The organism is Cryobacterium sp. TS_SC_7 (assembly GCF_056156285.1).
In genome coordinates this window covers 2,309,673-2,334,299 of the sequence record NZ_CM149589.1, presented here as the reverse complement: position 1 = coordinate 2,334,299, position 24,627 = coordinate 2,309,673, and the positions used below count along the sequence as shown (strand labels likewise).

Annotated in this window: 26 protein-coding genes; 17 read left to right on the top strand and 9 right to left on the bottom strand. The window is 69.8% G+C overall.

The genetic code is table 11. The features are described 5' to 3' along the window. The first annotated feature begins 149 nt into the window (after positions 1–149). Complete coding sequence (locus AC0J5J_RS10715; protein ID WP_474897937.1) at positions 150–632, top strand: heme-degrading domain-containing protein; 483 nt, start codon at positions 150–152, stop codon at positions 630–632. Between the two features lie 71 nt (positions 633–703). Continuing rightward, positions 704–1,708, top strand: a complete 1,005-nt coding sequence (locus AC0J5J_RS10710; RefSeq protein ID WP_474897936.1) for an acyl-CoA thioesterase — start codon at positions 704–706, stop codon at positions 1,706–1,708. Between the two features lie 94 nt (positions 1,709–1,802). On the opposite strand, the gene AC0J5J_RS10705 is transcribed toward AC0J5J_RS10710, so the two are convergent. After that, complete coding sequence (locus AC0J5J_RS10705) at positions 1,803–1,970, bottom strand: hypothetical protein (RefSeq protein ID WP_166785471.1); 168 nt, start codon at positions 1,968–1,970, stop codon at positions 1,803–1,805. Between the two features lie 7 nt (positions 1,971–1,977). Then, positions 1,978–2,103 carry a hypothetical protein gene (locus tag AC0J5J_RS10700; protein WP_277613083.1) on the bottom strand — a complete coding sequence of 42 codons (126 nt, stop codon included), beginning with the start codon at positions 2,101–2,103 and terminating at the stop codon, positions 1,978–1,980. A gap of 237 nt (positions 2,104–2,340) precedes the next feature. Between AC0J5J_RS10700 and AC0J5J_RS10695 the strand changes: the two genes are divergently transcribed. After that, positions 2,341–4,938: an excinuclease ABC subunit UvrA gene (locus AC0J5J_RS10695; RefSeq protein WP_166785470.1), complete on the top strand. Its 2,598-nt coding sequence runs from the start codon at positions 2,341–2,343 to the stop codon at positions 4,936–4,938. Positions 4,939–5,133: 195 nt separating this feature from the next. Beyond that, positions 5,134–6,420: an ATP-binding protein gene (locus tag AC0J5J_RS10690; RefSeq protein ID WP_134423811.1), complete on the top strand. Its 1,287-nt coding sequence runs from the start codon at positions 5,134–5,136 to the stop codon at positions 6,418–6,420. Positions 6,421–6,456: 36 nt separating this feature from the next. On the opposite strand, the gene AC0J5J_RS10685 is transcribed toward AC0J5J_RS10690, so the two are convergent. Next, complete coding sequence (locus tag AC0J5J_RS10685; RefSeq protein ID WP_166785469.1) at positions 6,457–7,206, bottom strand: FadR/GntR family transcriptional regulator; 750 nt, start codon at positions 7,204–7,206, stop codon at positions 6,457–6,459. 175 nt (positions 7,207–7,381) lie between these two features. Here AC0J5J_RS10685 and AC0J5J_RS10680 point away from each other — a divergent pair, with 175 nt between their 5' ends. From AC0J5J_RS10680 to AC0J5J_RS10635, 10 genes are all read left to right on the top strand, one after another. Next, positions 7,382–8,773, top strand: a complete 1,392-nt coding sequence (locus tag AC0J5J_RS10680) for a GntP family permease (RefSeq protein ID WP_134423809.1) — start codon at positions 7,382–7,384, stop codon at positions 8,771–8,773. Between the two features lies 1 nt (position 8,774). Then, positions 8,775–9,353, top strand: a complete 579-nt coding sequence (locus AC0J5J_RS10675) for a gluconokinase (RefSeq protein WP_134423808.1) — start codon at positions 8,775–8,777, stop codon at positions 9,351–9,353. A gap of 208 nt (positions 9,354–9,561) precedes the next feature. After that, positions 9,562–9,837, top strand: a complete 276-nt coding sequence (locus AC0J5J_RS10670) for a hypothetical protein (protein WP_104100589.1) — start codon at positions 9,562–9,564, stop codon at positions 9,835–9,837. A 109-nt stretch (positions 9,838–9,946) separates the two neighbouring features. Beyond that, complete coding sequence (locus AC0J5J_RS10665) at positions 9,947–10,489, top strand: hypothetical protein (RefSeq protein WP_474897934.1); 543 nt, start codon at positions 9,947–9,949, stop codon at positions 10,487–10,489. 96 nt (positions 10,490–10,585) lie between these two features. Then, entirely contained in the window at positions 10,586–11,188 is a 603-nt protein-coding gene (locus AC0J5J_RS10660; protein WP_134423806.1) for a DUF305 domain-containing protein, read from the top strand. Between the two features lie 5 nt (positions 11,189–11,193). Then, complete coding sequence (locus AC0J5J_RS10655; protein ID WP_474897932.1) at positions 11,194–12,162, top strand: F510_1955 family glycosylhydrolase; 969 nt, start codon at positions 11,194–11,196, stop codon at positions 12,160–12,162. 84 nt (positions 12,163–12,246) lie between these two features. Then, on the top strand, positions 12,247–12,519 hold the full coding sequence (locus AC0J5J_RS10650) for an SHOCT domain-containing protein (protein ID WP_134423804.1): 273 nt from the start codon (positions 12,247–12,249) through the stop codon (positions 12,517–12,519). Next, positions 12,516–14,051: a multicopper oxidase family protein gene (locus AC0J5J_RS10645; RefSeq protein WP_474897930.1), complete on the top strand. Its 1,536-nt coding sequence runs from the start codon at positions 12,516–12,518 to the stop codon at positions 14,049–14,051. Before AC0J5J_RS10650 ends, AC0J5J_RS10645 begins: the two co-directional genes overlap by 4 nt. A 134-nt stretch (positions 14,052–14,185) precedes the next feature. Next, positions 14,186–15,415 carry an aminotransferase class V-fold PLP-dependent enzyme gene (locus AC0J5J_RS10640; protein ID WP_474897928.1) on the top strand — a complete coding sequence of 410 codons (1,230 nt, stop codon included), beginning with the start codon at positions 14,186–14,188 and terminating at the stop codon, positions 15,413–15,415. Further along, positions 15,416–16,477: a DsbA family protein gene (locus AC0J5J_RS10635; protein WP_474897926.1), complete on the top strand. Its 1,062-nt coding sequence runs from the start codon at positions 15,416–15,418 to the stop codon at positions 16,475–16,477. It begins immediately after the preceding gene. A 38-nt stretch (positions 16,478–16,515) separates the two neighbouring features. Here AC0J5J_RS10635 and AC0J5J_RS10630 read toward each other — a convergent pair whose 3' ends face one another. The 4 genes from AC0J5J_RS10630 to AC0J5J_RS10615 all read right to left on the bottom strand — a co-directional run bounded on the left by AC0J5J_RS10630 (position 16,516) and on the right by AC0J5J_RS10615 (position 21,247). Beyond that, positions 16,516–16,968 carry a DUF2269 family protein gene (locus AC0J5J_RS10630; protein ID WP_134423800.1) on the bottom strand — a complete coding sequence of 151 codons (453 nt, stop codon included), beginning with the start codon at positions 16,966–16,968 and terminating at the stop codon, positions 16,516–16,518. Positions 16,969–17,042: 74 nt separating this feature from the next. Continuing rightward, positions 17,043–17,690, bottom strand: a complete 648-nt coding sequence (locus tag AC0J5J_RS10625; protein WP_134423799.1) for a hypothetical protein — start codon at positions 17,688–17,690, stop codon at positions 17,043–17,045. Between the two features lie 74 nt (positions 17,691–17,764). Then, on the bottom strand, positions 17,765–19,183 hold the full coding sequence (locus AC0J5J_RS10620) for a pyridoxal phosphate-dependent decarboxylase family protein (protein WP_474897924.1): 1,419 nt from the start codon (positions 19,181–19,183) through the stop codon (positions 17,765–17,767). Between the two features lie 9 nt (positions 19,184–19,192). Further along, complete coding sequence (locus tag AC0J5J_RS10615) at positions 19,193–21,247, bottom strand: heavy metal translocating P-type ATPase (RefSeq protein WP_474897922.1); 2,055 nt, start codon at positions 21,245–21,247, stop codon at positions 19,193–19,195. 84 nt (positions 21,248–21,331) lie between these two features. Here AC0J5J_RS10615 and AC0J5J_RS10610 point away from each other — a divergent pair, with 84 nt between their 5' ends. Further along, complete coding sequence (locus AC0J5J_RS10610; RefSeq protein WP_474897920.1) at positions 21,332–21,559, top strand: cation transporter; 228 nt, start codon at positions 21,332–21,334, stop codon at positions 21,557–21,559. Positions 21,560–21,655: 96 nt separating this feature from the next. Then, the gene (locus AC0J5J_RS10605) at positions 21,656–21,856 is read left to right on the top strand and encodes a hypothetical protein (RefSeq protein ID WP_134423795.1); all 201 of its coding nucleotides are present in this window, start codon (positions 21,656–21,658) and stop codon (positions 21,854–21,856) included. Positions 21,857–21,863: 7 nt separating this feature from the next. Here AC0J5J_RS10605 and AC0J5J_RS10600 read toward each other — a convergent pair whose 3' ends face one another. Both AC0J5J_RS10600 and AC0J5J_RS10595 read right to left on the bottom strand, forming a co-directional pair. Then, entirely contained in the window at positions 21,864–22,886 is a 1,023-nt protein-coding gene (locus AC0J5J_RS10600) for an NYN domain-containing protein (protein WP_134423794.1), read from the bottom strand. Between the two features lie 30 nt (positions 22,887–22,916). Next, positions 22,917–23,510 (bottom strand): hypothetical protein, encoded by a 594-nt coding sequence (locus tag AC0J5J_RS10595; RefSeq protein WP_474897918.1) that lies wholly within the window; start codon positions 23,508–23,510, stop codon positions 22,917–22,919. A gap of 248 nt (positions 23,511–23,758) precedes the next feature. On the opposite strand from AC0J5J_RS10595, the gene AC0J5J_RS10590 reads away from it, so the two are divergent. Then, positions 23,759–24,577: a pyruvate, water dikinase regulatory protein gene (locus AC0J5J_RS10590; protein WP_134423792.1), complete on the top strand. Its 819-nt coding sequence runs from the start codon at positions 23,759–23,761 to the stop codon at positions 24,575–24,577. Positions 24,578–24,627: the final 50 nt, after the last annotated feature.

Genomic DNA, 24,627 nt, shown 5'->3' with positions numbered 1-24,627 from the left:
GAACGGGGCCCACGGCCCGCCCGCGAGGAATCCGTGGTTCCCGTTCGACACCGGGGAGTGGAAGACTGACCGCGGGCGCTGCCGCCCTGCTTCAGACCCTGCACTCACATCAACAGTTCGGACGACAGTTCCGGCCCGAAAGGCACGCAATGACCGACGCTTCCGAGGCCGCCGCCCTCCTCCCGCTGCTGCTCGACCAGGAACGGCTCATCCAGTTCGACTCCTTCGACGTGGGCGACGCCTGGGCCGTCGGGTCACGGCTCGTCGAGCTCGGCACCCTGCGCCGGCATCCGATCGCCGTGTCCATCATGTTCGGCGACCAGCGCGTCTTCCACGCCGCACTGCCCGGCGCCTGCGCCGACAACGACGCGTGGCTCGAGAACAAGTTCCGGGTCGTGCGTCACTACGCCAGCTCGTCTTTCGCCGTGGGAACCCGTTTCCGGGCTAACTCCCGCGACTTCCGCACCGATTCGAACGTCGACCCGAGAACGCACGCCGCGCACGGCGGAGCCTTCCCGCTGCGCGTGCGCGGCTCGCTCATCGGAGTCGCCGGCGTGTCCGGGCTACCCCAGCGCGATGACCACGACCTGATCGTCGAGGTTCTCGACGAACACCGTCGCTCGCACTCCTGAGCTGCACCGCCTCCCCGCCCGGATGTGAAAGTGTGGAGTGAAGCCCCTGACCTGCTTCCGTTGGAGTACCTGTGACCATCGCACCCACCAGCTCGTCGTCACCGGCCGCCGGCTCCCTGCCCGACGACCGGATCACCCTGCGGTTCATGGCCGTGCCTGCCGACGTCGCCGCCTCCGGCGCGACCGTCGCCGCGGGCAGCGTGCTCGAATGGATCGACAAGGCCGCCTACGCCTGCGCGGTGGGCTGGAGCGCCTCCGACACGGTCACCGCCTACGTCGGCAATGTGCACTTCACCCGGCCGATCCGCTCCGGCGACCTGGTCGAGGTGCACGCCCGCATCATCCACACCGGACGCACGAGCATGCATGTGCTCGTCACGGTCGAGACCACGGATGTGCGCGCTCGGGAGTACACCCCGGCGACCCACTGCATCCTCGTCTTCGTCGCGGTCGATGATGCCGGGAAGCCGCAGGCCGTTCCCGTCTGGGAGCCCCGCTCGGACGTCGACCGCGAACTGCAGCAGAACGCGACGGCCCGGCTGGAGCCGCGCAAACGCATCCAGACCTGCATGCGCGGACAGGAATATACCGAGGACAGCACGACGCCGCGCACGGTCTTCCGCTTCCTGGCGGCACCGGCCGACGCGAATTGGGGCGGCAACGCGCACGGCGGCACCGTGATGCGCTGGATCGACGAGGCCGCCTTCGCGACGGCGGCGGCGTGGAGCTCCGAGGCCGCCGTGGCCGTCTACTCGGGAGGGATCCACTTCTACCGGCCGATCCACATCGGGCACATCGTCGAAGTGGATGCCCGGCTCATCCACACCGGCAAGCGCAGCATGCACGTGAGCATCCGCGTGCGTTCGGGCAGCCCGCGCACACCATCGGACCTGCACCTCACGACGCAGTGCATGAGCATCTTCGTCGCGATCGGCGCCGACGGGCACGCCGACCCGGTGCCCTCGCTCACGCTGATCACCGCGGAGGACAAGCGCCTCGACCAGCACGCCCGGGCCCTGATGGAACTGCGCGCACCACTGGCCATGATGCCCGTCGACCACCTGCGCCTGCCCTAGCGGTTCACGGTGGCCCAGCCGACACGTTTGAGGGGTGCGGAGGCATCCGGACCCCCCAATCTCGTCGTCTCACCGGTTCGGGTGAATCGACGGTTCAGTCCTGGGCGTCGTGCGAGCGCTCGGCGGCGGCTTCGATAGCGGCGCGGTCGCTCTTGGGCAGCCGCGCGACATAGGCGCGCTTGAGCTCGGCCCAGCGGTGCGGCGACACCTGGTTCGCCGGGACCGGCTCGGCCGGCGTGTTGGTGGAGTCTCGTTCAGCCACGATTCACTCAGCTTCGTTCTGCAGCGACGTCATCACTCGTCGCCGGCTGGCGGGCGAGGAATTCGCGCTTGAGGGCAGCCCACCGCTGGATCGACACGAGGTGGGTAACGGTGTTTTCGGAAGTATCAGCCATGGGTCTCTCAGTCTCAAACGTGGTTTGAACGGCACGCCACTGAGCCTGGTTCAGGGTAAGGAGCGATCGAGATTGTCACGGTTGAACATCGAGATTGGTCACGGTTGAGCATCGAGATGAGTACCGACCCACCACCATCAGTGGACGGGATCGCAATTCGCCTATTATACCGCGCCTCCTCCGAGTCCGGCATTCCGATCAGGTCCCTCCCCAGACTCACGGACTAGAGTCGACCGGATGCCCCAGCCACACCCAGCCGCCACTCCCGCCGCCTCGACCCGGAACGCGCCCGGCCCAGCGTCGTCAGCAGGCTTCGTGCAGGTGCGCGGCGCCCGGGAGAACAACCTCCGGAATGTCGACGTCGACGTGCCCCGGGACGCCATCGTCGCGTTCACCGGTGTCTCCGGCTCCGGCAAATCCTCCCTGGCGTTCGGCACCATCTTCGCGGAGGCCCAGCGCCGGTTCCTGGAATCGGTCGCGCCCTACGCCCGGCGCCTGATCCAGCAGGGCCACACGCCGCAGGTCGACGAGATCACCGGCCTGCCACCCGCCGTCGCCCTGCAGCAGCGCCGGGGCGCGCCCAGTTCCCGGTCGAGCGTGGGCACCCTGACCACCCTGTCCAACTCGCTGCGGATGCTGTATTCCCGAGCCGGCATGTACCCGACAGATGCCCCGCGCCTCGAATCCGACTCGTTCTCTCCCAACACCGTGGCCGGTGCCTGCCCGCGGTGCCACGGTCTCGGCACGGCGCACACCGTGACCGAAGCGACCCTCGTGCCCGACCTGACCCTGAGCATCCGTGACGGCGCCATCGCGGCCTGGCCGGGTGCCTGGCAGGGCAAGAACCTGCGCGACATCCTGATCACCCTGGGCTACGACGTAGACACCCCGTGGCGGGACCTGGGGCGCACCGAGCGAGACTGGATCCTCTTCACCGAGGAGCAGCCCGTGGTGGAGGTCACCCCGCAGCGCGACCGCATCGCCAAGCCGTACCAGGGCCGGTTCTGGAGCGCGAAGAGCTATGTGCTGCACACCCTGGCCGACTCGAAAAGCCAGAGCCAGCGGGAGCGCGCGCTGCGCTTCGTCGAATCCGGCCCGTGCCCGGTCTGCGACGGCAGCGGGCTGACGCCGGCGGCCCTCGCCGTCACGGTGGCCGGCCGGTCCATCGCGCAGCTCAACCTGCTCCCGCTGACCGGGCTCGCCGAACTGCTGCGGCCGACACTGCTGCCGGGCGCCGCCGAACCCACCGAGGCCGCGGTCACCCTGACCCGGGACCTGCTCGCCCGCATCGAGGTGCTGCTCGAGCTGGGCCTGGGCTACCTCAGCCTCGGGCGCGCAACTCCGACCCTCTCTCCGGGCGAGATGCAGCGACTGCGTATCGCCACCCAGTTGCGCTCGGGCCTGTTCGGCGTGATCTACGTGCTCGACGAGCCCTCCGCCGGGCTACACCCGGCCGATGCCGAACCGCTGCTGCTCGTGCTGGAGCAGCTGAAGGCCTCCGGCAATTCGGTCTTCGTCGTCGAGCACAACATGGACATCGTGCGCCGGGCCGACTGGGTCGTCGACGTGGGACCGCTGGCCGGCGCCGGCGGCGGCGCCGTGCTCTACAGCGGGCCGATCGGCGGCCTGGCCGACGTGCCGGAGTCCGTCACCCGGCAATTCCTGTTCCCGGCCGAGGCGGCGGCCGGGTCGGCACCGGAACCCGCCGCTCGACCTGCCACGCTGCGCACGCCCGATCGCTGGCTGGGCCTGCACGGGGTCACCCGGCACAATCTGCAGGGCGTCGACGCGAGCTTCCCGCTCGGCGTGCTCACGGCTGTGACCGGCGTGTCCGGTTCGGGCAAGTCCACACTGGTCAGCCAGGTGCTGGCGGATGCCGTGCGGCTCGCACTGCATCCGGACGCCGACGCATCCGTCGCCGCCGGTGAATCCGGCGCAGCCGCCACCTCGGCCGCCACCGAACCCGGCGACGACGACGACCTCGGCGACTCCCCCGGCGAGCAGGAACCGCGAGCGCGGGTCGACCGCATCACCGGGCTCGACGCCGTGGACCGCCTCGTTCGGGTGGACCAGAAGCCCATCGGCCGCACGCCGCGCTCCAACCTGGCCACCTATACCGGGCTCTTCGACGCCGTGCGCGCGACCTTCGCGGCCACCGACCTGGCCCGGAGTCGCGGCTACGGCGCCGGGCGGTTCTCGTTCAACGTGACCGGCGGCCGCTGCGAGACCTGCCTCGGCGAGGGCTCGGTCAGCGTCGGCCTGCTCTTCCTGCCCGGCAGCTACACACCCTGTCCGGCCTGTCAGGGCTCGCGCTACAACCCGGAGACGCTCGAGGTGACCTACCGGGGCAAGTCCGTCGCCGAGGTGCTCGGCCTCAGCGTCGAGGAGGCCGGCGGCTTCCTCGCCGACGTGCCGGCCGCCGCCCGCAGCCTGGCCACCCTGCGCGAGGTCGGGCTCGGCTACCTCCGGCTCGGCCAGCCCGCCACCGAGCTCTCCGGCGGCGAGGCGCAGCGCATCAAGCTCGCCACCGAGCTGCAGCGTGCCCGCCGCGGCCACACGATGTACCTGCTCGACGAGCCGACGACGGGCCTGCACCCCGCGGATGTCCGTCTCCTCCTGGCCCAGCTGGGCCGCCTGGTCGATGCCGGCAACACGGTCATCGTCGTCGAGCACAACCTCGACGTGGTCGCCGCCGCGGACTGGGTGATCGACCTGGGCCCGGCCGGCGGCGATGCGGGCGGCCGGATCGTGGCGACCGGAACCCCGGATGCCGTCGCGCAGCATCCGCACAGCCGCACCGCCCCCTATCTGGCCCGCCGCCTGGCCGGCGGTTAGCCGCGCCGAGCCCGTCGCGTTCAGTCGTGGCGCAGGTTGTGGAAGCGGGCGCAGGGTAGAACGTGCGCCCGCTTCCACAACCTGCGCCGGCGGGCGCCGGCGAGCGCCGGCGGGCACCGGCGGGCGCCGAACCCGCGGGCCGCGGGCCGCGTGCCCTAGATTGGGGAGCGTACGTGTCGGCGCAAAGGAGCACTCATGACCGGTTGGCGGATCCGCGACTTTCACTCGGATGACCTGGACGGCATCCTGCGCCTCTGGGAGGAGATCACCGCCGCCAAGACGGAACCCGTCTACGGCCTCTCCGAGGTGCTGGCCTCCTGCCAGAAGGACGACGCCGTAATCGCCCTCGTCGGCGACGAGGTGATCGGGGCCGCCGTGGGCCGCGCCGCCCACGCTCAGGGCTGGGTGGTCTTCCTCGCCACCGCAGAGCGCTACCAGGGCCGCGGTGTGGGCACGGCGCTGCTGGCGGCCCTCGAGAAGAAGATGTCCCGGCACGCGTTGACCAAGCTCTCCGCGCTGATGCCCGAATCGGCCACCCGCGTCGACGCCTTCGTGAAGCGCGGCTTCGAGGTCAAGCACCACCTGCGCTACTTCGAACGCCACATTCCGGTGCAGCGCGAGGAGCTGCGGTCCCTGACCGAGCTGGGCGGGCGCATCCTGGCCCGTGACCTCTGGGAGGGCGTCGGCGGAATGCGCACCGAGAAGGAGATGCTCGAGCGCCGGCTCGTGATGCCGCTGGCCAAACCGGACATGGCCGAGCAGTACGGCGTCGTGCCGCCGAAGGCGGTCGTGCTGTTCGGCCCTCCCGGAACCGGCAAGACCACCTTCGCCAAAGCCATTGCCTCCCGGCTGGAATGGCCCTTCGTCGAGGTCTTCCCCTCCCGGCTCGCGGCCGACCCCAAGGGCCTCGCGGGCGCGCTCCGGGAGACCTTCCTGAAGATCTCCGAGCTGGAACACGCGGTGGTCTTCATCGACGAGGTCGAGGAGATCGCGGCGCAGCGCGGCGGAGAGCCGCCCTCGCCCCTGCAGGGCGTCACCAATGAGCTGCTCAAGATCATCCCGGCATTCCGCGAGCAGCCCGGCCGGCTCCTGGTCTGCGCCACGAACTTCATCCGCGCCCTCGATTCCGCATTCCTCCGGCATGGGCGCTTCGACTACGTCATCCCGATCGGGCTGCCGGATGTCGCCGCTCGCCAGGCCATCTGGGAGCGCTACGTCCCCGAGGGCATGAAGAGCACGGTCGACCTCGACGCTCTCGTCGACGCCAGCGACGGCTTCTCACCGGCCGACATCGAATATGCCGCCCGGCGCGCGTCGCAGCAGGCGCTGGAACGGGCGCTGTTCGAGGGTGCGGACGAGTCGACGCCCGGCGGCCCTGCTACCGAGGACTATCTGGTCGCCATCCGCTCGACCCGCACCACCGTCTCGGCGCAGGTCGCCAGCGAATTCCTGGAGGATATCGAACGGCTCGCCCGGCTCTGAGCCCGAGGGCCCGAGGCCCGACGCGCCGGGCGGGCCTCAGGCCCCGAGGCCGAGCTCGGCGTTGTGCGATTCCGCGATGAACTCGATGAGGGTGGCCTCGATCGTGGCATACGACCAGCGGTACGCGGCGTTCTCGTCCCGGGCGATCAGAGCTTCCGCCAGCTGGTTGTGCCGGTGGGCCGAGGGCGGCGTGTATTCGGTGATCGTGAACCGCTTCTCCTCCTCGCGCGTGCGCAGCAACGCCTCGACGGTGCCGGCGAAGTGCCCCATCACGCTGTTGCCGGATCCGATCAGGATCAGGGTGTGGAACGCCACGTCCGCCTCGAGGAAGCGGCGGCCGTCGCCCGCGAGATCGGCTTCGACCATGGCTTCCGCTGCCGCCCGCACGGTGGCCAGCTGATCCGGAGTCATCAGGCGCGCACTCAACCGGGCGGCCACGGGCTCGATGCCGAGCCGCATCTCGAGCATCTCGCGCATCTGGATGAGGTAGTCCGCCCCGCGTCCGCGCCAGTAGATGGTCTGCGGGTGCATCAGGTCCCAGTTCTCCCGGGAGAGCACCTGCGTGCCCACGCGCTGCCGGGGTTCGACCATGCCCAGCGATTGCAGCACCCGCAGGGTCTCGCGCAGCACCGAGCGGGAGATGGTGAACTCCTCGCTGATGCTCTCGAGGTTCAGGATGTCCCCGGGCGCGTAGCCACCGTCGACGATTTGTTGCCCCAGTGCGTTCAACACCCGGGCATGCAGTCCTCGTTCACGCCAGACTCCGGCGCCCACCCCACGGTTCATCTCTGCTTCTCCCTGCGCGGCCCGGCCGCGCGTCATCCCCCTCGCGATCGTAGCGGCGATCGCGGAGCGGCGGTGGTCAGGGCGACCGGAATCGTGTGCCACACTCAATTATCTGATTAATCAGATTTATTAGACGATGGGGTCGCAGAGAAGCCGCCTCGGAATGGACACTCAGATGATTCCTCCCCTTGCGGTTCCGGTGGTTCCGATCGAACCGGCCGGCAGCGACCTGCAGCTCATCATCGCCGCCCTCGTCGGCGTCGCAGTGATCATCCTGCTGATCACCTGGCTCAAGGTGCACCCCTTCCTCGCCCTCTCGATCGGCGCCGTGGGCGTCGGCGTCGGGGCCGGCCTCGCTCCGGCCGCCGCCGTCACGAGTTTCAGCACCGGATTCGGCTCCACCATGGCCGGCGTCGGCATCCTGGTCGGCTTCGGCGCCATGTTCGGCAAGCTGCTGGCCGACTCCGGCGGAGCCGACCGCATCGTCGACTCACTGGTCACCCGCTCCAGCGCGCGCACCCTGCCGTGGACGATGGCCCTGATCGGTGGACTGATCGGCCTGCCGATGTTCTTCGAGGTCGGCCTCGTCCTGCTCATCCCGGTGATCATCCTGGTGGCCCGCCGCAGCGGGCTCTCACTCATCCGCATCGCCATCCCGGCCCTGGCCGGCCTGTCCGTCATGCACGGGCTGGTGCCGCCGCACCCCGGACCCCTCGTCGCCGTGACCACGCTCGGCGCCAACCTCGGCCTGACGCTTGCGATCGGCGTGCTCATCGCCATCCCGACCGTCATCATCGCCGGCCCGATCTTCAGCAAGTTCGCGAGCCGCTGGGTCTCCGTGCCCGTGCCGCAGCTGTTCCTGACCAACGAGGAGCAGGGACTGGGTGAGAACGCCAAGCGACCGAGCTTCCTGATCACGATCTCAGGCATCCTGCTCCCCGTCGTCCTGATGCTCGCCCGCTCGATCGCCGACGCGATCAACCCGGGCTCCACGGCCCCGCTGAACGCCACGCTCGACTTCCTGGGCACGCCCATGATCGCCCTCGGCATCGCCGTGATCTACGCGATGGTCGTCTTCGGCCGCGGCGGCGGCATGGACCGCTCCGCGATCGCCAAGTCGCTCTCCGACTCCCTCCCGCCGATCGCCGGCATCCTGCTCATCGTGGGCGCGGGTGGCGGTTTCAAGCAGGTTCTCATCGACACCGGTATCGGCACCGTCATCGCCGATGCCGTGGCCGGCAGCAGCATTTCGGTGCTCGTGCTCGCCTGGTTCGTCGCCGCCCTGATCCGCGTCGCCACCGGGTCGGCCACCGTCGCCACCGTGACGGCCGCCGGCATCCTCGCCCCCGTCGCGGCCAGCCTGGGCAGCACGGATGTCTCACTGATGGTCCTGGCCATCGGCGCCGGTTCCCTGTTCCTCTCCCACGTCAACGACGCGGGGTTCTGGCTCGTCAAGGAGTACCTCGGCACAACCGTCGGGCAGAACCTCAAGACCTGGACCGTGATGGAGTGCCTCATCTCCGTCGTCGGCCTTGCGGGCGTCCTCCTGCTGAATATCGTGATCTAGCATGCTCGACACACAGCAGCCCGTGCTCGTGATCATGGGCATCTCCGGATCCGGCAAATCCACCGTGGCCGGCCTCCTCGCCGGCCAGCTCGGCTGGGACCTCGAGGAAGGCGACGACCTGCATCCGCAGGAGAACATCGACAAGATGTCCTCCGGCCATCCGCTCAACGACGAGGATCGCGCACCCTGGCTCGACACGGTCTCGTCGTGGATCATCGAGCACACCATGGCAGGGGTGCCGGGCATCATCACCTGCTCGGCGCTCAAGCGCCGCTACCGCGATGTGCTGCGCGAGCACAACGTGATCTTCGTGCACCTGACCGGGTCGACCGACCTGATCGGGCGCCGCCTCGCCGCCCGGCACGACCACTACATGCCGACCTCGCTGCTCGATTCGCAGGTGGCAACCCTCGAGGTGCCGGACGCCGACGAGCGCGCGATCTCCATCGACGCCGGCCGCGCTCCGGCCGAGGAGGCCGCCGAGATCGTGCGGCGGCTCGGGCTCGCTCCGCGGCCCGGCTCGTCCAGCCTCGGCGCTTCGCAACCGGGGAAGTCCTCGGTGCCGGGCGCCCGCCCCTGAGCGTCGGCCCGAGCCGACACAGAAAGCCCCCGCGATCCCGGCCACCCGCCGGGGTGGCGGGGGTTTTCCGCTGCCACCAGCAGATCCCGTACGCGGCCGGAAGCGAATCCGGGGCGAACTCCTGATCGGGTCTGGCGAGTGTCAGGGGCATGAACTACACTCTCAACATCGAATAAATGTTCGATAGAATCAATCAAGGGAGCCACGCATGCCTCAGATCATTGACGCAGTCGTCGACGTTGAGCTGTCCGTCGACGGCGACCCGCGCGCGTTCATCTGGAACCGGTTCGAACACACCGTCATCGGGCAGCCCCAGGCCATCTTCACCCGTACCCGCTGGTGGGAGAACGCTGGCGGCGTTCCGTCCCGCATCGACACCGAGCTCTGGCGTCTCGACGCCTCACGCGGCGATGAGGAACAACACCGCTACGACCTGCGGCGCGACACCGACGGATCGTGGGTGCTCGCCCTCGACTGGGGATGAACCCGGGCGTTCCCAGCGGGCGCCGAGCCGCCGGGGTATACCCTGAGGGGGTATCCAGGCGATCAATCGGCCAAACGGATGCCCTGAGCTCGGTTCGGACGGAGACGGCATGCTGCACGCGAACGATGCGATCTCGTTCCGTGGCGGCCGCCGGGTCTTCCACTCCGCCGTTCTGGCGGCGCTCACGATGGCCGCAATGCTGCTCTGCCTGCTCGCCGTGCACTCGGCCGGCACCGGGCACGGGCCGGGCCACAGCCTGTCCGCAGCAACCCCGGCAACCACAGCAACCGCGGCTTCGGCCCTGACAACGGTTACGACAGCGGCTGCGGCAACGGCTGCGACGACGACAGCGATGGCGGCCGGTGCACATTCCGCGGCCACGCACACCGCCTCCTCCGCCACAGCGGCCGTTGTCGTCGTGACTGCCGGCGCCGTCAGCAACGTCGGCGCCCACGCCGCGTCCGATCTGGCCGCCCTCTCGATGACCTGTTCCCTCCTGCTGGTGCTGGGCGGTCTGATCCTGCTGTCCCGGCGCCCGTCGGTCTGCCGACGCCTGCTCGAGGTCGTCGGCTTCGTCGTCGGGTCCTGTCGGGACATTCCGCTGCATCTGCACCGGCCGAGCCTCACCCTGCTCTCCATCAGCCGCATTTAGGCCGAAACCCTCGCCAGCGCACCCATCCGGCTGCGCGGCCCGGCCGTACCCCGGCCCCCGGTTTCTCACCCCTTTTTGTCGACGAATGGAACAACAATGCTCAGAACCACCCGCACCTTCCGCACCGCGCTGATCACCGCCGCCGTGCTCACGACCGCGCTCACGCTCAGCGCCTGCGGCGGCACGCCCCCGGCCGCCGACGCCCCGGCCTCCGGCGGGTCCACCGCCTCCGCTTCCGCCGATTTCAACGCCGCGGATGTCGACTTCGCCCAGATGATGATCCCCCACCACGAGCAGGCCGTCGCGATGAGCGACGACCTCCTCGCCAAGCCGGGAATCGACCCGCGCGTCATCGCCCTGGCCACGGAGATCAAGGCCGCGCAGGAGCCCGAGATCACCCAGCTGACCGACTGGCTGGGCGCGTGGGGCGCGGACACCGGCGGCATGTCCGACATGAACCACGGCACCGACGGCATGATGAGCGAGGCCGACATGATGACGCTCGGCAACGCCTCGGGCACCGACGCCGACCAGGTGTTCCTCGAGCTGATGATCGCGCACCACGAGGGCGCGATCGCCATGGCGCAGACGCACATCGACGAGGGAAGCAACACCGACGCCCAGACCCTCTCGGCCGCCATCGTCGCCTCGCAAACCGCCGAGATCGCCGTCATGACCGACCTCCTCACCGAGTTCTGACCCAGATGACTTCCCGGAGAACCATCCGCCTGTGCGGAACCTGCGTGATCACGCTCGGCCTCGCGGCCGTGCTGGCCGGTTGCACGCCCGCTCCGGCTGCCCCGGCAACCGGTGCCACGGACACGGACGCCACCACCACGGCAGCCTTCGAGCACATCCACGGCCTCGGCGCCGACCCGTCCACCGGCGCGACGTACGCCGGCACGCACCAGGGTGTGTGGCAGATCCCGACCGACCTGCTCCCCGATACCTACCTGACCGGCGCGCCGGATGCCGCGCTCACCGGGCCCACCCCGAGCGACGGCCCGGCCTTCGACGCCATGGGATTCACGGTGGCCGCACCGGGCCTGCTGCTGGCCTCCGGGCATCCGGGGTCCGGCCAGTCCACACTGAAGGCCCCGAATGTGGGACTGATCAGCAGCGAGGATGCGGCGTCCACCTGGACGAACGTCTCCCTCGCCGGTGAGACCGACTTCCACGATCTCGATGCGGTGGCCCTGGAGTCTGGAGCCCTGCGCGTGTACGGCTACGACGCCGCCGCCGGAACGGTCAGCATCAGCGACGACGACGGCGCCAGCTGGTCGTCCGGGGCGGCGGCGTCGCTGCGTGACCTCGCCGCCGACCCGGCGGATCCCGATCAGGTCTTTGCGACCACCGAGAACGGCCTCGTCCGGAGTGATGACGCCGGGCGCACATTCGGGCCGGTGTCCGACGCCCCGATGCTGTACCTGATCGACGTGCAGGACACCACGGCCGGCGGCGGCGTCGTGGGAATCAGCCCGGAGGGCGTGGTCTGGTACCAGGCGACCCGGAGCGGGATCTGGACCCGCGGAGGGCAGACCGAGGGCACCCCCGAGGCCCTCGCCTTCGTCGGCGGCAGCGAACCCTGGCTCCTCGCCGCCGACGGTCGCGGGGTCGTCGCGAGCGACGACTTCGGCCTCACCTGGACCGTGCTCGTGGCGGCCGGGGCTTAGCCCGGTGCGACGGATGCTCGAACTCCGCCTCGGGGACATACTCGCAGTGACGAAAACGCCGTCCGCCACGGAAGGAAGCCGATCATGATGTGGGGTTATAACGGAGGTCTGGGCTGGACTGTGCTCTTCGGCCTGATCACCATCGTCAGTGTTGTCACACTCATCGTGCTGGCCGTGCGCCTGTCGGCCGGGAGCAGGGACCGGCGCGAACCGGGGCCACCATCCGGCGCTCCGTACGCCGGCACCCCGGGGCGCAGCCGCGCCCGCCAGATCCTCGACGAGCGCTTCGCGGCCGGGGAGCTGACCCAGGAACAGTACCTCGAGCAGGTCCGGGCCCTCGGCGAGGGCCCGGCGTGAAACCACTCAGCCGCCGGGCCGCACTCACCCTCGGCGGCCTGGGGGTGGCCGGAACCGTCGTCGGCGGGGCCGGGCTGCTCTGGAGCCGCCAGCCCGAGACATCCGTCGGTCCCGGCGATGCCTCGGAGCCGCTCTCCGGTTACACGGGCGGTGAGCCGCTCCGCCAGCCGACCGAACTGCGAAGCAGCGACGGGCTGCTCGAGGCGCAGCTGGCCGCCGCTCCCGGACCGGCCGAGATCGGCGGCCGCACGGTGACCGTCCTCGCCTACAACGAGGGGCTGCCCGGCCCGACCCTGCGCCTGCGGCCCGGCGACCGGGTGCGGCTGCGCCTGCAGAACGGACTCGCCGAACCCACCAACCTGCACGTGCACGGCCTGCACGTTTCGCCGGAGGGCAACAGCGACAACCCCTTCGTCATGATCGCGCCCGGCGCCGCGTTCGACTACGACTACCGGCTGCCGGCCGACCACCCGCCCGGCCTGTTCTGGTACCACCCGCACCACCACGGACTGGTCGCCGACCAGATCTTCGGCGGCCTGTACGGCGCCATCGTGATCGACGACGACGAGCCCGTGCCGGTGGCCCGCGAGCGCGTGCTGGTCATCTCCGACCTCACCCCGGGCGGCGGCGGGGTTGCCTCGGCCACCCCGAGCGAACGGATGCGCGGCCGCGAGGGCCGTCTCGTGCTGGTGAACGGGCAACTGGAACCCAGTCTCGGCATCCGCCCGGGCGAGCGCGAGCGCTGGCGCATCGTCAACGCCTGCGTCTCCCGGTACCTGCGGCTGAGCCTGGACGGCCAGCGACTGCAACTGCTCGGCCTGGACTCCGGCCGGTTCGAAACGCCCCGCGACGTGCAGGAGGTGCTGCTGGCGCCCGGCAACCGGGCCGACCTGCTGGTCACCGCGGCCACACAGCCGGGCGACCCGGCGGGCAGCACCACCACGTCCAGGCTTCGCGCTCTGCCCTACGACCGGGGCGGCATGGGCATGGGCGGCATGATGGGCGGCTCCTCCCCGTCGACGGCGACGGTCGACCTGGCCACCGTGACCGTGTCCGGCGAACCGGTGGCCGCGGCATCCGTTGTTCCCCGCCGGCCGGCGCCGCGCGACCTGCGCGGCGCCGCCGTGACGGCGCGCCGGGAGCTGACCTTCGCCATGGGTATGGGCATGGGCGGGGGCGGGGGCATGAGCTTCACCATCAACGGCGAGTCGTTCGACCCCGACCGGGTCGACACCACGGTGCAGACCGGCAGCGTCGAGGAATGGCTGCTGACGAACTCGAGCCCGATGGACCACCCGGTGCACCTGCACGTCTGGCCGATGCAGCTGATCGAATCCGACGGCCGGCCCGCCCGCGCCGCCGAGTGGCAGGACGTGGTCAATGTAGCGGCCGGCGGCACGGTCCGGGTGCGCATCGCGTTCGACGATTTCCCGGGCCGCACGGTCTACCACTGCCACATCCTCGACCACGAGGACCTCGGCATGATGGGCGTGATCGAGGCCCGCGGCGGCCCTGCTCCCGCCGCCGGCTAGCGCTCTCAAGCCAGGGCCCGCGCTGCCGGGAGCGCGACCGGAACCCGCACTCCGGCACGTTCCCCGTCGGCCCCCGGCCACGCTGCGGTCTAACAGACTGCTCACCTAGAATGAGCCGGAAAGAATTGAAGGACATGAAGCACACTGGGTTGTTCCGGCGCACACCGCCGGCCATGGTCGAAACCGGCCGTCTCGCTGATTTCGCTTACCTCGACCCCGGCTCGGTCTACCTCGACTCCGCCTGTCAGAGCCTCCGGCCGCAACCGGTCGTCGACGCGCTGACCGCGTACTACACGGAGTACAACGCCTGCGGCGGGCGGGTGAAATACGCCTGGGGCACCCGCGTGGACCGGGAGGTGCAGGACACCCGCAAGGCCGTGCTCGACCTGCTCGGCCTCTCCGGCCGGAGCCACGCGGTCTCCTTCACCCTCAACACGACCTTCGGCCTCAACCTGCTGCTGCAGCAGCTGCCCCAGGGCCGGTTCGCGCAGGTCGTCACCAGCCACATCGAGCACAACTCGGTCTTCCTGCCCACCATGACGGCGGCGACCCGGCTGGGCGTGCCCCGCCTGGTGCTTGACCGCGCCCCCGACGGCGCCCTGGTCTACCAACCGGCCCAGCTCGAACGCGCGGTCGTGGTCGTCAACGTGGCCTCCAACATCGACGGTCGCCTGCTCACCAACCTCACCGACGTGGTTCGCGACACCCACGCCCGCGGCGGCATCGTCATCCTCGACGCGGCCCAGGCCATGGCGCACGAACGCTCGTTGCTGGCCAAGACCGAGGCCGACGCAATCTGTTTCTCCGCCCACAAGATGTACGGCGCGAGCCTCGGTGTGGTCGTCGCAACCCACGAGCTGCTCGGTTCCCTCGATCTCACCTTCGTGGGCGGCGGCATGGTGGCGGATGTCCGCGAAGACTCCTACGACCTGCTCCCCAACGATCCGGGCTCCCTCCTCGAACCCGGCCTGCAGGCCTGGGGCGAGATCATCGCCCTCGGCCGCGCGATCGAGTGGATGGGGAAGGTGCGCCCCGGCGGCCGGAACCCGGCCGAGCACGTGCAGGGGCTCTCGCAGCGCCTCTTCGAGGGGCTCAGCGACATCCCCGGTCTCAACCTGGTCAACACCGAGGCCAGCCCGGTGATCAGCCTCTATGCGCCGAAGCAGGACTCGCACCGGCTCGCCGTGTTCCTGTCCCAGTCGCAGATCATGGTGCGCAGCGGGTACTTCTGCGTCCACCACTACCTGAAGCACCAACTCGGGCTGCCGCCGCTGCTGCGCTTCTCGCTCGGACTGCACTCGACCACGGCCGACATCGATGCGGCCACCCAGGCCCTCGCGCGCCTGATGAAAGGCCTCTCCTAAGTGTTCTGCATTGCCGCATTCATCGTTCTCGTCTTCATGGCGGCCGTGTCGGCCCGGTACCGCCGCTACCTGGGCACCGCCTGGAACTGCACCCTCCGCCGCGTCACATTCCGCCCCTGCGACACCACCTTCAAGCAGGACATCAAGGACCACCTTCTGGCGCCGCTCGCGGTTCGCCGCCCCAAGCTGGTCGGACCGGCATCCGTCGCCCTCGAGGTGATCGCGCTGCTCGTGGTGCTCACCACCATCTGGAGCGCCTACGTCGTCGTCAAGAGCGGCGTCAACCTCTACGTCTACGGCACCTGCAACAAGCAGGACTCGGCGTCGTGCAGCCTGGGTGCCGAGGCCTGCGCCATCCCCGACCAGACGCCGACCTTCGGTGACTCGCTGCTGGCCGGCGACGTGATCGGCGCGTTCGGCAACGACTTCGCCAGCCTCGCCGAGACCTTCTCCGCGATCCCGGCCCGCATGCAGAACTGGGACGCCGAGGAGTACCTGCCGGCCAACGCCAGCTACCTGGACGCCTACGACGCGAAGAAGGAGACCGCACTCGAGGTCATCGACCCGGGCTGCACCTACTGCCTGCAGCTGTTCAACAACATCGAGGAGGCCGGGTTCGACGACCGGATGAACCTCACCTACATCGCCTACCCGATCGCGTCCGAAGACGGTTACAAGTTCAAGAACTCTCTGCTCATCACCCAGTATCTCGAGGCGCTGCGGCTGAACCCGCTCGAGGGCGCGGAGACGCCGGTCGACTGGCAGATCCTGAGCCGGATCTACACGGAGGACAACGACAAGGGCGTGTCCTGGCAGAGCGTGTTGAACAGCGCCGAGCCGGATGCCGCCACCGCGCTGCTGCAGGACTGGTCAGCCGAGTTCGGGCTCAGCCCGGAACAGGTCGACGCCGTGGCATCCGTCGCCGCCTCGGATGAGGTCGCCGACATCATCGCCGCCAACACGCAGCTGGTGGAGGAGAGCATCCACACCGTGAAGATCCCGTCCATCATCTTCGACGGCCGGCGGCACGACGGCCTGGTCTCGGTCGACGACCTGAAGTAGTCGCGACCACGGCTGCCTGGCTGCAACAGCTGGACGGGCTAGGCGGGCTTGATGACCATCAGTACGACCACGGCCACCAGGAGCAGCGACGCCACGCCTGAGCCCATGGCCACGCGCGAGTAGCCGGCGACCTTGACTCCGGCGACCCGGGTGCCGCTGGCCGACTGCTCGGCGAGGAGCTCCGAGGCCGACTTCATCGCCGGGATCACCAGGAACAGGCTGACGACGAGAGCCGCGGCGTAGAGCACGATCGACAGCCAGACCCAGGTCGAGGCGAAGGAGGAATCACCCCGGAAACCCAGTGCGCCGAAGCCGAAGAGCACGACCAGCAGCGACAGCAACGTGAAGATATTGGTCGACTTCGCCAGCGCGGCCACCTGGCCGGCCTCGCCGGCGCGCATGGAACGCATGGCGGACATCGGCAGGATGGCCATGGGCCCGACGATGAAGACGCCGGTGACAATGTGCAGGGTGCTGAGCAGGGTTTCCATTTCTTCAGAGTAGGCCCGGGCGCCGCCCTGCGGTGAACCGACACGTTTGGGGGGTTGGCGGTCGCCCGCACCCCTCATTGGCGTCGGTTCGGGCCTTGCACCTCAGGGTGATCGTCGGGCAGGGCGTGGCGGGAGCCGGCGCGCAGCAGGGTGAGGTTCTTCCGCTCCCAGTCGAGCACGGCCTGGCGCTGGGGATCGATCGCCCGACCCTCGGCGCACGCCGCGGTGGTGCGCCCGCAGACGCAGGCGAGCGGCTTGCCCTCCACCGCATGGTGCAGCTGCCCGACCCGCCAGAGCACGGCCATCGCCCAGTCCAGCTGGCGGTGCGCGAGCTCCGTCTTGCGTTCCGCGCGACGCACCAGGTCGCTCTCGAGGAGCGCGCGCACCCCGGCGCTCTTCGTGCGGTCTGATTCCCCGGCCACCACGTCACGCAGCTCGGCCACCTGCGCGGTCAGCCCGTCGATCACCGCCTGTTGCGCTGCGTCCACCACCGCGGATTTCTCGGCGAACTGGCGGTGGTTCTCCTGCTGGTCGGCGTACTGCCCGACCCAGAGTTTGATGTGCTCGGCGTCACGACGCTCCGCCTTCTCGGCACCCAGGTGATGCAGGCAGGATGCGCAGACCACCTGGTCGGTCGGCGAGGTGAACGTGAACGGCTGCAGCGACTGGCAACAGAAGCACTGCGCCCGGATGGCCACGTGCAGCGGATATGGGTGGGTCACGGTTGGTCCTTCTTTAGCCCTACCGCCGAGGGTACCGCTCGGCGGCGAACCGGAGGGACGGCGGGCGGCGGGCGCTACACCCCGGAGGTGGCCTGTTCGGTGTCGGCCCGGGTGACCGCGGCGACGGCGCGCTCCACCGCCGCGACGGAGAGGGCGACGTCCTCAGCATCCGTCGACCAGTTGCTCACCGACACCCGCAGCACGTCGCGGCCCTGCCAGCGAGACCCCGACATCCACGCGGTTCCGTCGGCGAGGAGCGCCTCGGTCACCCGGCGGGTGCGCTCGTCGTCGCCGAAGCTGACGCAGACCTGCGTGAACACCACGTCGTTCCGCACCTCGGCGCCGGGGATGCGCGCCAGCCCCTGCGCGATGGCGCGGGCCTGATCGACCAGCCGCTCCACCAGTTCCACGGTGCCCGACCGGCCCAACGAGCGCAGGGCCGCCCAGACCGGCACGCCCCGCGCCCGGCGCGACAACTCGGGAACCTTCTCGAACGGGTCACCCGGGCCGGTCTCGGCCGCCACCAGGTAGCTCGTGTGCACCCCGAAGACGGACCGCACCTCGGCGGGCCGGGCCACGATGGCCATGCCGCAGTCGTAGGGCACATTGAGGGTCTTGTGCGCGTCGGTGGCCCAGGAATCGGCGGTCTCGAGGCCCGCCAGCTGATCGCGGTAGCGCGGGCTGGCGGCCGCCCAGAGGCCGAAGGCGCCGTCGACGTGCACCCAGGCGCCGTGCCGGTGCGCCAGTGCGGTGAGTTCGCCCACCGGGTCGAACGCGCCGGAGTGCAGGTTGCCGGCCTGGAGGCAGACGATGGCGGGCCCCGCGTGCCCGGCGAGCGCGGCCGCCAGAGAGTCGGGGAGCATCCGGCCCTGCTCGTCGGCCGCGACGACGATCGGGGAGCCGAGGCCCAGGTACCGCAGGGCGAGGTCGATCACAGCGTGGCGTTCCTCGCCCACGAAAACGGACACTCGCGGCGACCCGGACAGCCCCGCACCGGCGACGTCCCAGCCCGCCGTCCCGAGAACGTGGTCCCGGCCCGCCGCCAACCCCACGAAATTAGCCATGGTGGCCCCCGTGGTGAAGCCCACGTCGGCGCCCTCCGGCAGTCCCAGCAGGTCGAGGATCCAGCCGCCGGCGGCCTCCTCGGCGGCCGCGGTAGCCGGTGTCGCGAAGCGCATGCCCGCGTTCTGGTCCCACGCGCTGACCAGCCAGTCCGCGGCCAGGGCCGCCGGCAGGGTGCCGCCGATCACCCAGCCGAAGAAGCGGCCGGAGGGCATGGCCATCAGGCCCGGCTCGGCCAGCCGGGCCAGCTCGTCGATCACGATCGCGGGGTCCGTCGGCTGCGGCGGCAGCGGCGCCGCGAAGCCCGCGGCGAGGCTGTCGGCGTCGGCCCGCGGTCCCACCGGGCGGCCAGGCAGGGAGGTGAGCCACTCCAGGGCATGGACCTTCGCTCGGTCCAAGGCCGGGCGGTAGTCCTCAGGGTGAGCAGACATGCCGAGATTTTATGCCTGCCTGGAGACGGCCGAAAGAGCGCTGCTCTCGGGGCGCAGGTCGAGGCGCCGCAGCAGTTGCGCGTTCAGAGCGACGACCACCGTGGACGCCGACATCAGCAACGCGCCGATCTCCATCGGCAGCACGAAACCGATCGGAGCGAGCACACCCGCCGCGAGCGGCACGGCCAGGAGGTTGTAGCCGGCCGCCCACCACAGGTTCTGACGCATCTTGCGGTAGCTCGCCCGGGACAGCTCGATCACCGAGAGCACCGAGCGCGGATCGTCGCTGGCGAGGATGACCCCCGCGGAGGCGATCGCGACATCCGTGCCGGCTCCGATGGCGATGCCGACATCGGCCTGGGCCAGTGCGGGCGCGTCGTTGACGCCGTCGCCGACCATGGCGACCCTGCGGCCCTCGGCCTGCAACTCGGCAACCTTCGCGGCCTTATGCTCGGGCCGCACGCCGGCGAACACGCGGTCGATGCCGAGTTCCGCGGCGACCGACCGCGCCACCGGCTCGGCGTCGCCGGTGATCATCACGACCTGGATGCCGAGCGCGTGCAGCGCGTCGACGGCCTGCCGGGATTCCGGCCGCACGGCGTCGGCCAGGCCGATCGCGCCGATCACCGCGTCTCCGCGAAGAACGTGCAGCACGATGGCACCCTCGGCAGCCCACAACTCGGTCACCGGCAGCGGCCGCGCACCGTGTTCCCGGAGCAGGCCAGGGCCGCCGACGCTCACCCGCCGGCCGTCGACGGCGCCCGTGACGCCCACCGCCGCGGACGCCTGGAACCCCGTCGCCTGCGGCACCCGCACCCGGCGTTCCCGGGCCGCCGCCACGATCGCCCGGGCGAGCGGATGCTCGCTGTCGGCTTCCACAGCCGCCGCCAGCGCCAGCAGCTCCTCTTCTGCCGCCGGCGCATTCCCGGCCGGCTCGTCCGCCGCATCCGTCGCTACGAGGTGCGTGACCGTGGGCGCACCCGTGGTGAGCGTGCCGGTCTTGTCGAACAGCACCGCGTCGACCGTGCGCATGCTCTCCAGCGCCAGCCGGTCCTTCACGAGCACCCCGCCCTTCGCGGCCCGCTCGGTGGCGATCGAGACCACCAGGGGGATCGCGAGGCCGAGGGCGTGCGGGCAGGCGATCACCAGCACCGTCATGGTGCGCACGACCGCGATCTCCGGCACACCGAGCAGCACCGACCAGACGACAGCGGTGAGCACCGCGGTGCCGAGCGCGAACCAGAACAGCCAGCCGGCGGCCCGGTCGGCGAGGCGCTGGGCGTGGGATGACGACGCCTGCGCCTCCGCTACGAGGCGCTGGATCCCGGCGAGCGCGGTGTCGTCGCCCACCGCCGTGACCCGAACGCGCAGGGCCGTGTCGGTGGACACCGTGCCCGCGACGACAGGGTCGCCGGGTCCGCGACGAACGGCCCGGGACTCGCCGGTGATCATGGATTCGTCGACGTCGGCCGTGCCCTCGGCCACCTGCCCGTCGGCCGGCACTCGGGCGCCCGGGCGCACAATCACGAGGTCGCCCACCCGCAGCTCGGTCGGGGCCACCACCCGCACCTCGCCGCCTTCCACCCGCTCGGCCTCGTCGGGCAGCAGCGCGGCCAGTGACTCGAGCGCGGTGGAGGTCTGGGCGAGCGAGCGCATCTCGATCCAGTGGCCCAGCAGCATGATCGTGATCAGCAACGCCAGCTCCCACCAGAAATCGAGCTCGGGGGCCAGGATGCCGAGGCTCGCCCCCCACGACGACACGAATGCGACCGTGATCGCGAGCCCGATCAGGAGCATCATGCCGGGCTTTCGCGCCCGGAGTTCCGTGGCGGCCCCACTGAGGAAGGGCTGCCCGCCCCAGACATACATGACGGTGCCCAGCACGGGTGAGAGCCACTGGATTCCGGGCAGGTCAGGCAGACTGTAGCCCAGGAGCATGGCGAACATGTGGCTGAAGGCGACGACCGGCACGGTGAGGGCCAGCATCACCCAGAACAGACGCCGGAACCGGGCCACGTGATCACCGTGGCCGCCGTGACCCATCGCCCTGTGGTCGTGCCGCATGGAGCCGAGCATACCCCCCAGGGGTATGCTTGCAAGTGTCAGTGCACCGCTCTGCGGCGCCGAACCACAACGTTAGGAATCCCCATGACCACCCCGACCAGCCTCACCGAGGCGTACCTCGTGACCGGCATGACCTGCCAGCACTGCGTGGGCAGTGTCGTCACCGCGCTCGGCGCGCTCGACTCGGTGGAGGCCGTCACGGTGGACCTGAACAGCGGCGGAGCCTCCACCGTGCACGTGACCAGCCCGGCCGCCCTCGACCGCGGCGTCGTGGCAGCGGCCGTCACCGCGGCCGGCTACCAGCTGGCCTGAGCCCCCGGCGGTTCCGGCGGCGTCGAGGGTGTCGCTCCGCGAGCAGTCCGGCTAGCCTGACGCCGAATCGGTAGGCGCTCACAACGGAGGATCGACATGGGAACCGACAGCCGTGCCAGGGTGATCGTTCGGGACGGCCCGTGGGGTTTCTTCTTCCTGCTGGCTTATATCGGAGCAGCCATCTACTTCATCTCCGTCTCCGACGGCTCCTTCTGGGGCGTCATCCTCGGTCTGCTCCAGGCGATCGTCTGGCCGGTCTACGTCGTCTACAACGCCCTCGTCCTGATGGGCGCCTGAGCGGGACTCAGCGCCCGGTCGCCGTGGGCCGCAGCCGGATGAGCCGATGGGGGCCATCCTCCTGCAGTTCGGCCACGTCGCTGCGCGAGGAGAGAAAATCTGTGAAGGAACGGAAACCGAGCGGCTTCTCGTTGAACGAGGGGTCCATCCGACGCATCTGATTCTTGACCGAGCCCGTGTTCAGCCACTCATCGTCGTCGCCCTTGGCGTGACCGATCTGCAGGGCGCGCACGAGGAGTTCCGTCGCGACGGTCTGCGGGTCGATGTCCTCGGCCGGCTCCGGCTCGTCGAACGGCGACTCCTCGGTGTGCGAGAACATCGGGACCATCGTCAGGTTGCGCGCCGGGATGGGGGTCGGCTCGGAGTGCGCGACCACAGCGGGCTCGGCCGTCTTCCGGCCCGAGTGGGACTTCTCCGTCGTCGCCGCCGCGGCCGGGGCACTGGGGGCGACCTTGGCGATTCCGGGCAGGGAGTCATAGTCCTCGAACTCGTCGCACGCCGCCGCGAGGGAGGTGCTCGTCGAACCGGCGACACCGATGCCCACCACGAAGCGACCGAGCCGTTTCGACTTCTGGGCCAGGGCGATGTAGTCGGAGTCGCCGGCGATGATGATGACGTGGGTGAGGTCGGGCAGCCGGAAGAGGTCTTCGACCACGTCGACGGCCAGACGGATGTCCGCGCCGTTCTTCGTCCCCCGCGTGGTGGTGGTGAACAGCTGGGTGAGGTCCACGGCGCGCGACATGAGCTGGCGCTGGTAGCTCGCGTTCACGGGCACGGACCAGTCGGCGTACGCGCGGTTGACGACCAGGGTGCCGAATGACGCGGCGAAGTCGATGATGGCGTTGAAGTCGACGGTCGCGGCGTTCAGCCGTGCGGCGATGACGGGGTCGGCATCCGCACTCGTGCGGTCGAAGTTCCTGATGCCGTCGCGCTGGAAGGCATTGCGCCCGTGCAGTTGCTGATAGCGCGAGATGACGATGTTGTCGAAGTCGATGTAAAGGCCGACGCGGGCGTCGTTCGGTTCAGTCATGGTGGGTTCCTTAGCTACCGGGCCGACGAATCAGCCGCAACCCGGGTCTTCAGTCTGCTGCGCGTGATGGGGGGACAGCAAACCCAGGTCGGATCGACGCCGGGTCGCGACCAGCAGGATGCCGGCTCCTGCCAGCAGAACAACCAGGACAAGAGTCCCCGTAGCGGCGAAGCCCGTGTCTGCCAGGGTCGGCTGTGCGACGACAGCCGTGGCCGGCTCGTCGTCCGGTACGGGCACCGTCTGCACTGACGGGACCGCGGCCGCAGGTCCGGTGGGATCGGGGAGGGGCGGGGGCAGACCGAGAGCGTCAGACCGGTAGGGAATGGTCAGGGTTGCCTGGGCAGGCGCGACGCCCGCCTCGGTCCCGGAGGGTTCCGGGAAGCAGGAGCCGACGAGAACGACAGTCCCCACATGCCTCAAGGCGTTCGTGCTCAGCCAGAGCGACACGGGCTCCAGCGGGACGGTGGCGACGCCGTCAGCGAGAACGATGATGCCCGGCGTCAGCAGAATCGGGAGCACGACGGTGACGCCCGAGACCTGGTAGTTGTAATCCGCCTGCACGCTGAAGCCCGCACCGGCAGGGCAACCGGTCGACGTCACGACACCCGGGGCGTTCTGGTTCATCAACGATTCCACCGAGGTCCCCGGCGGGACTCGAAGGGTGAAGGCCCCGGCGTCGGTGGCCGGTGGCGCCTCTGCGGCAGATGCTGCGACCGACCCGAACAGAGAGCTCAGGGCCACAGCGCTTATGACGATCATGGTTCTTGCGCTGAATGAATTGATGGCCATGGTCTCCCTCGATCACGGTAAGACTATCGCCCGCGGCGCTGCGTTCAATTGAGCGCAAAACCGCCGCAGGTGCACAATAAGTCATGGCCAATGACGATCCATGCCCGGTTTTCTTCCTCTCCGACAGCACCGGCATCACGGCGGAAACGCTCGGGAACACGCTGCTCTCCCAGTTCCCCACGATGGAATTCGACCGCACGACCATTCCGTTCATCCTGAACGTGGAGCAGGCGCAGGCCGTGGTCGACCTGGTCGACGGGCTGGTGGCCGAGGGAAAGAAGCCGATCGTCTTCTCCACGGCCGTGACCAGCGACATCCGTCACACCCTGGGGACCTGCCAGGCCACGCTGATCGATCTGCTGGGCACCTACCTCGGCCAGCTCGAGACAACGCTGGCCACCCCGGCCAGCAACGAACCGGGGCGCGCGCACGGCCTCGGCAACGCAGCGCGGTACCAGTCGAGGATGACGGCCGTCGAATACGCGATGGAGCACGACGACGGGCAGAGCCTGCGCGCGCTGGAGAAGGCGCAGTTGATCCTGGTGGCCCCGTCGCGCTGCGGCAAGACGCCCACGACCATGTACCTGGCTCTGCAGCACGGCATCTTCGCGGCGAATTTCCCCCTGGTCGACGAGGACTTCGAGCGGGAGGGGCTACCCAAGCCGCTGCAGCCGTTCGTGGACAAATGCTTCGGCCTCACGACCAATCCCCTGCGGCTGAGCCAGGTGCGCACCCAGCGCCGGGAGGGGTCGCCGTACGCCTCACTGCGCCAGTGCGGGTTCGAGCTGCGGAGCGCGGAACGCCTGTATGCCTCCCACGGGATACCGTTCCTCAATTCGGCGAGCATGTCTGTGGAGGAGATGTCGGCCACGATCCTGCAGCAGATGCACTTGAAGCGGTAACGACAGGCAAGTAAACATGTCAATCAAGTAGGCACGTCACACGTCGGCCA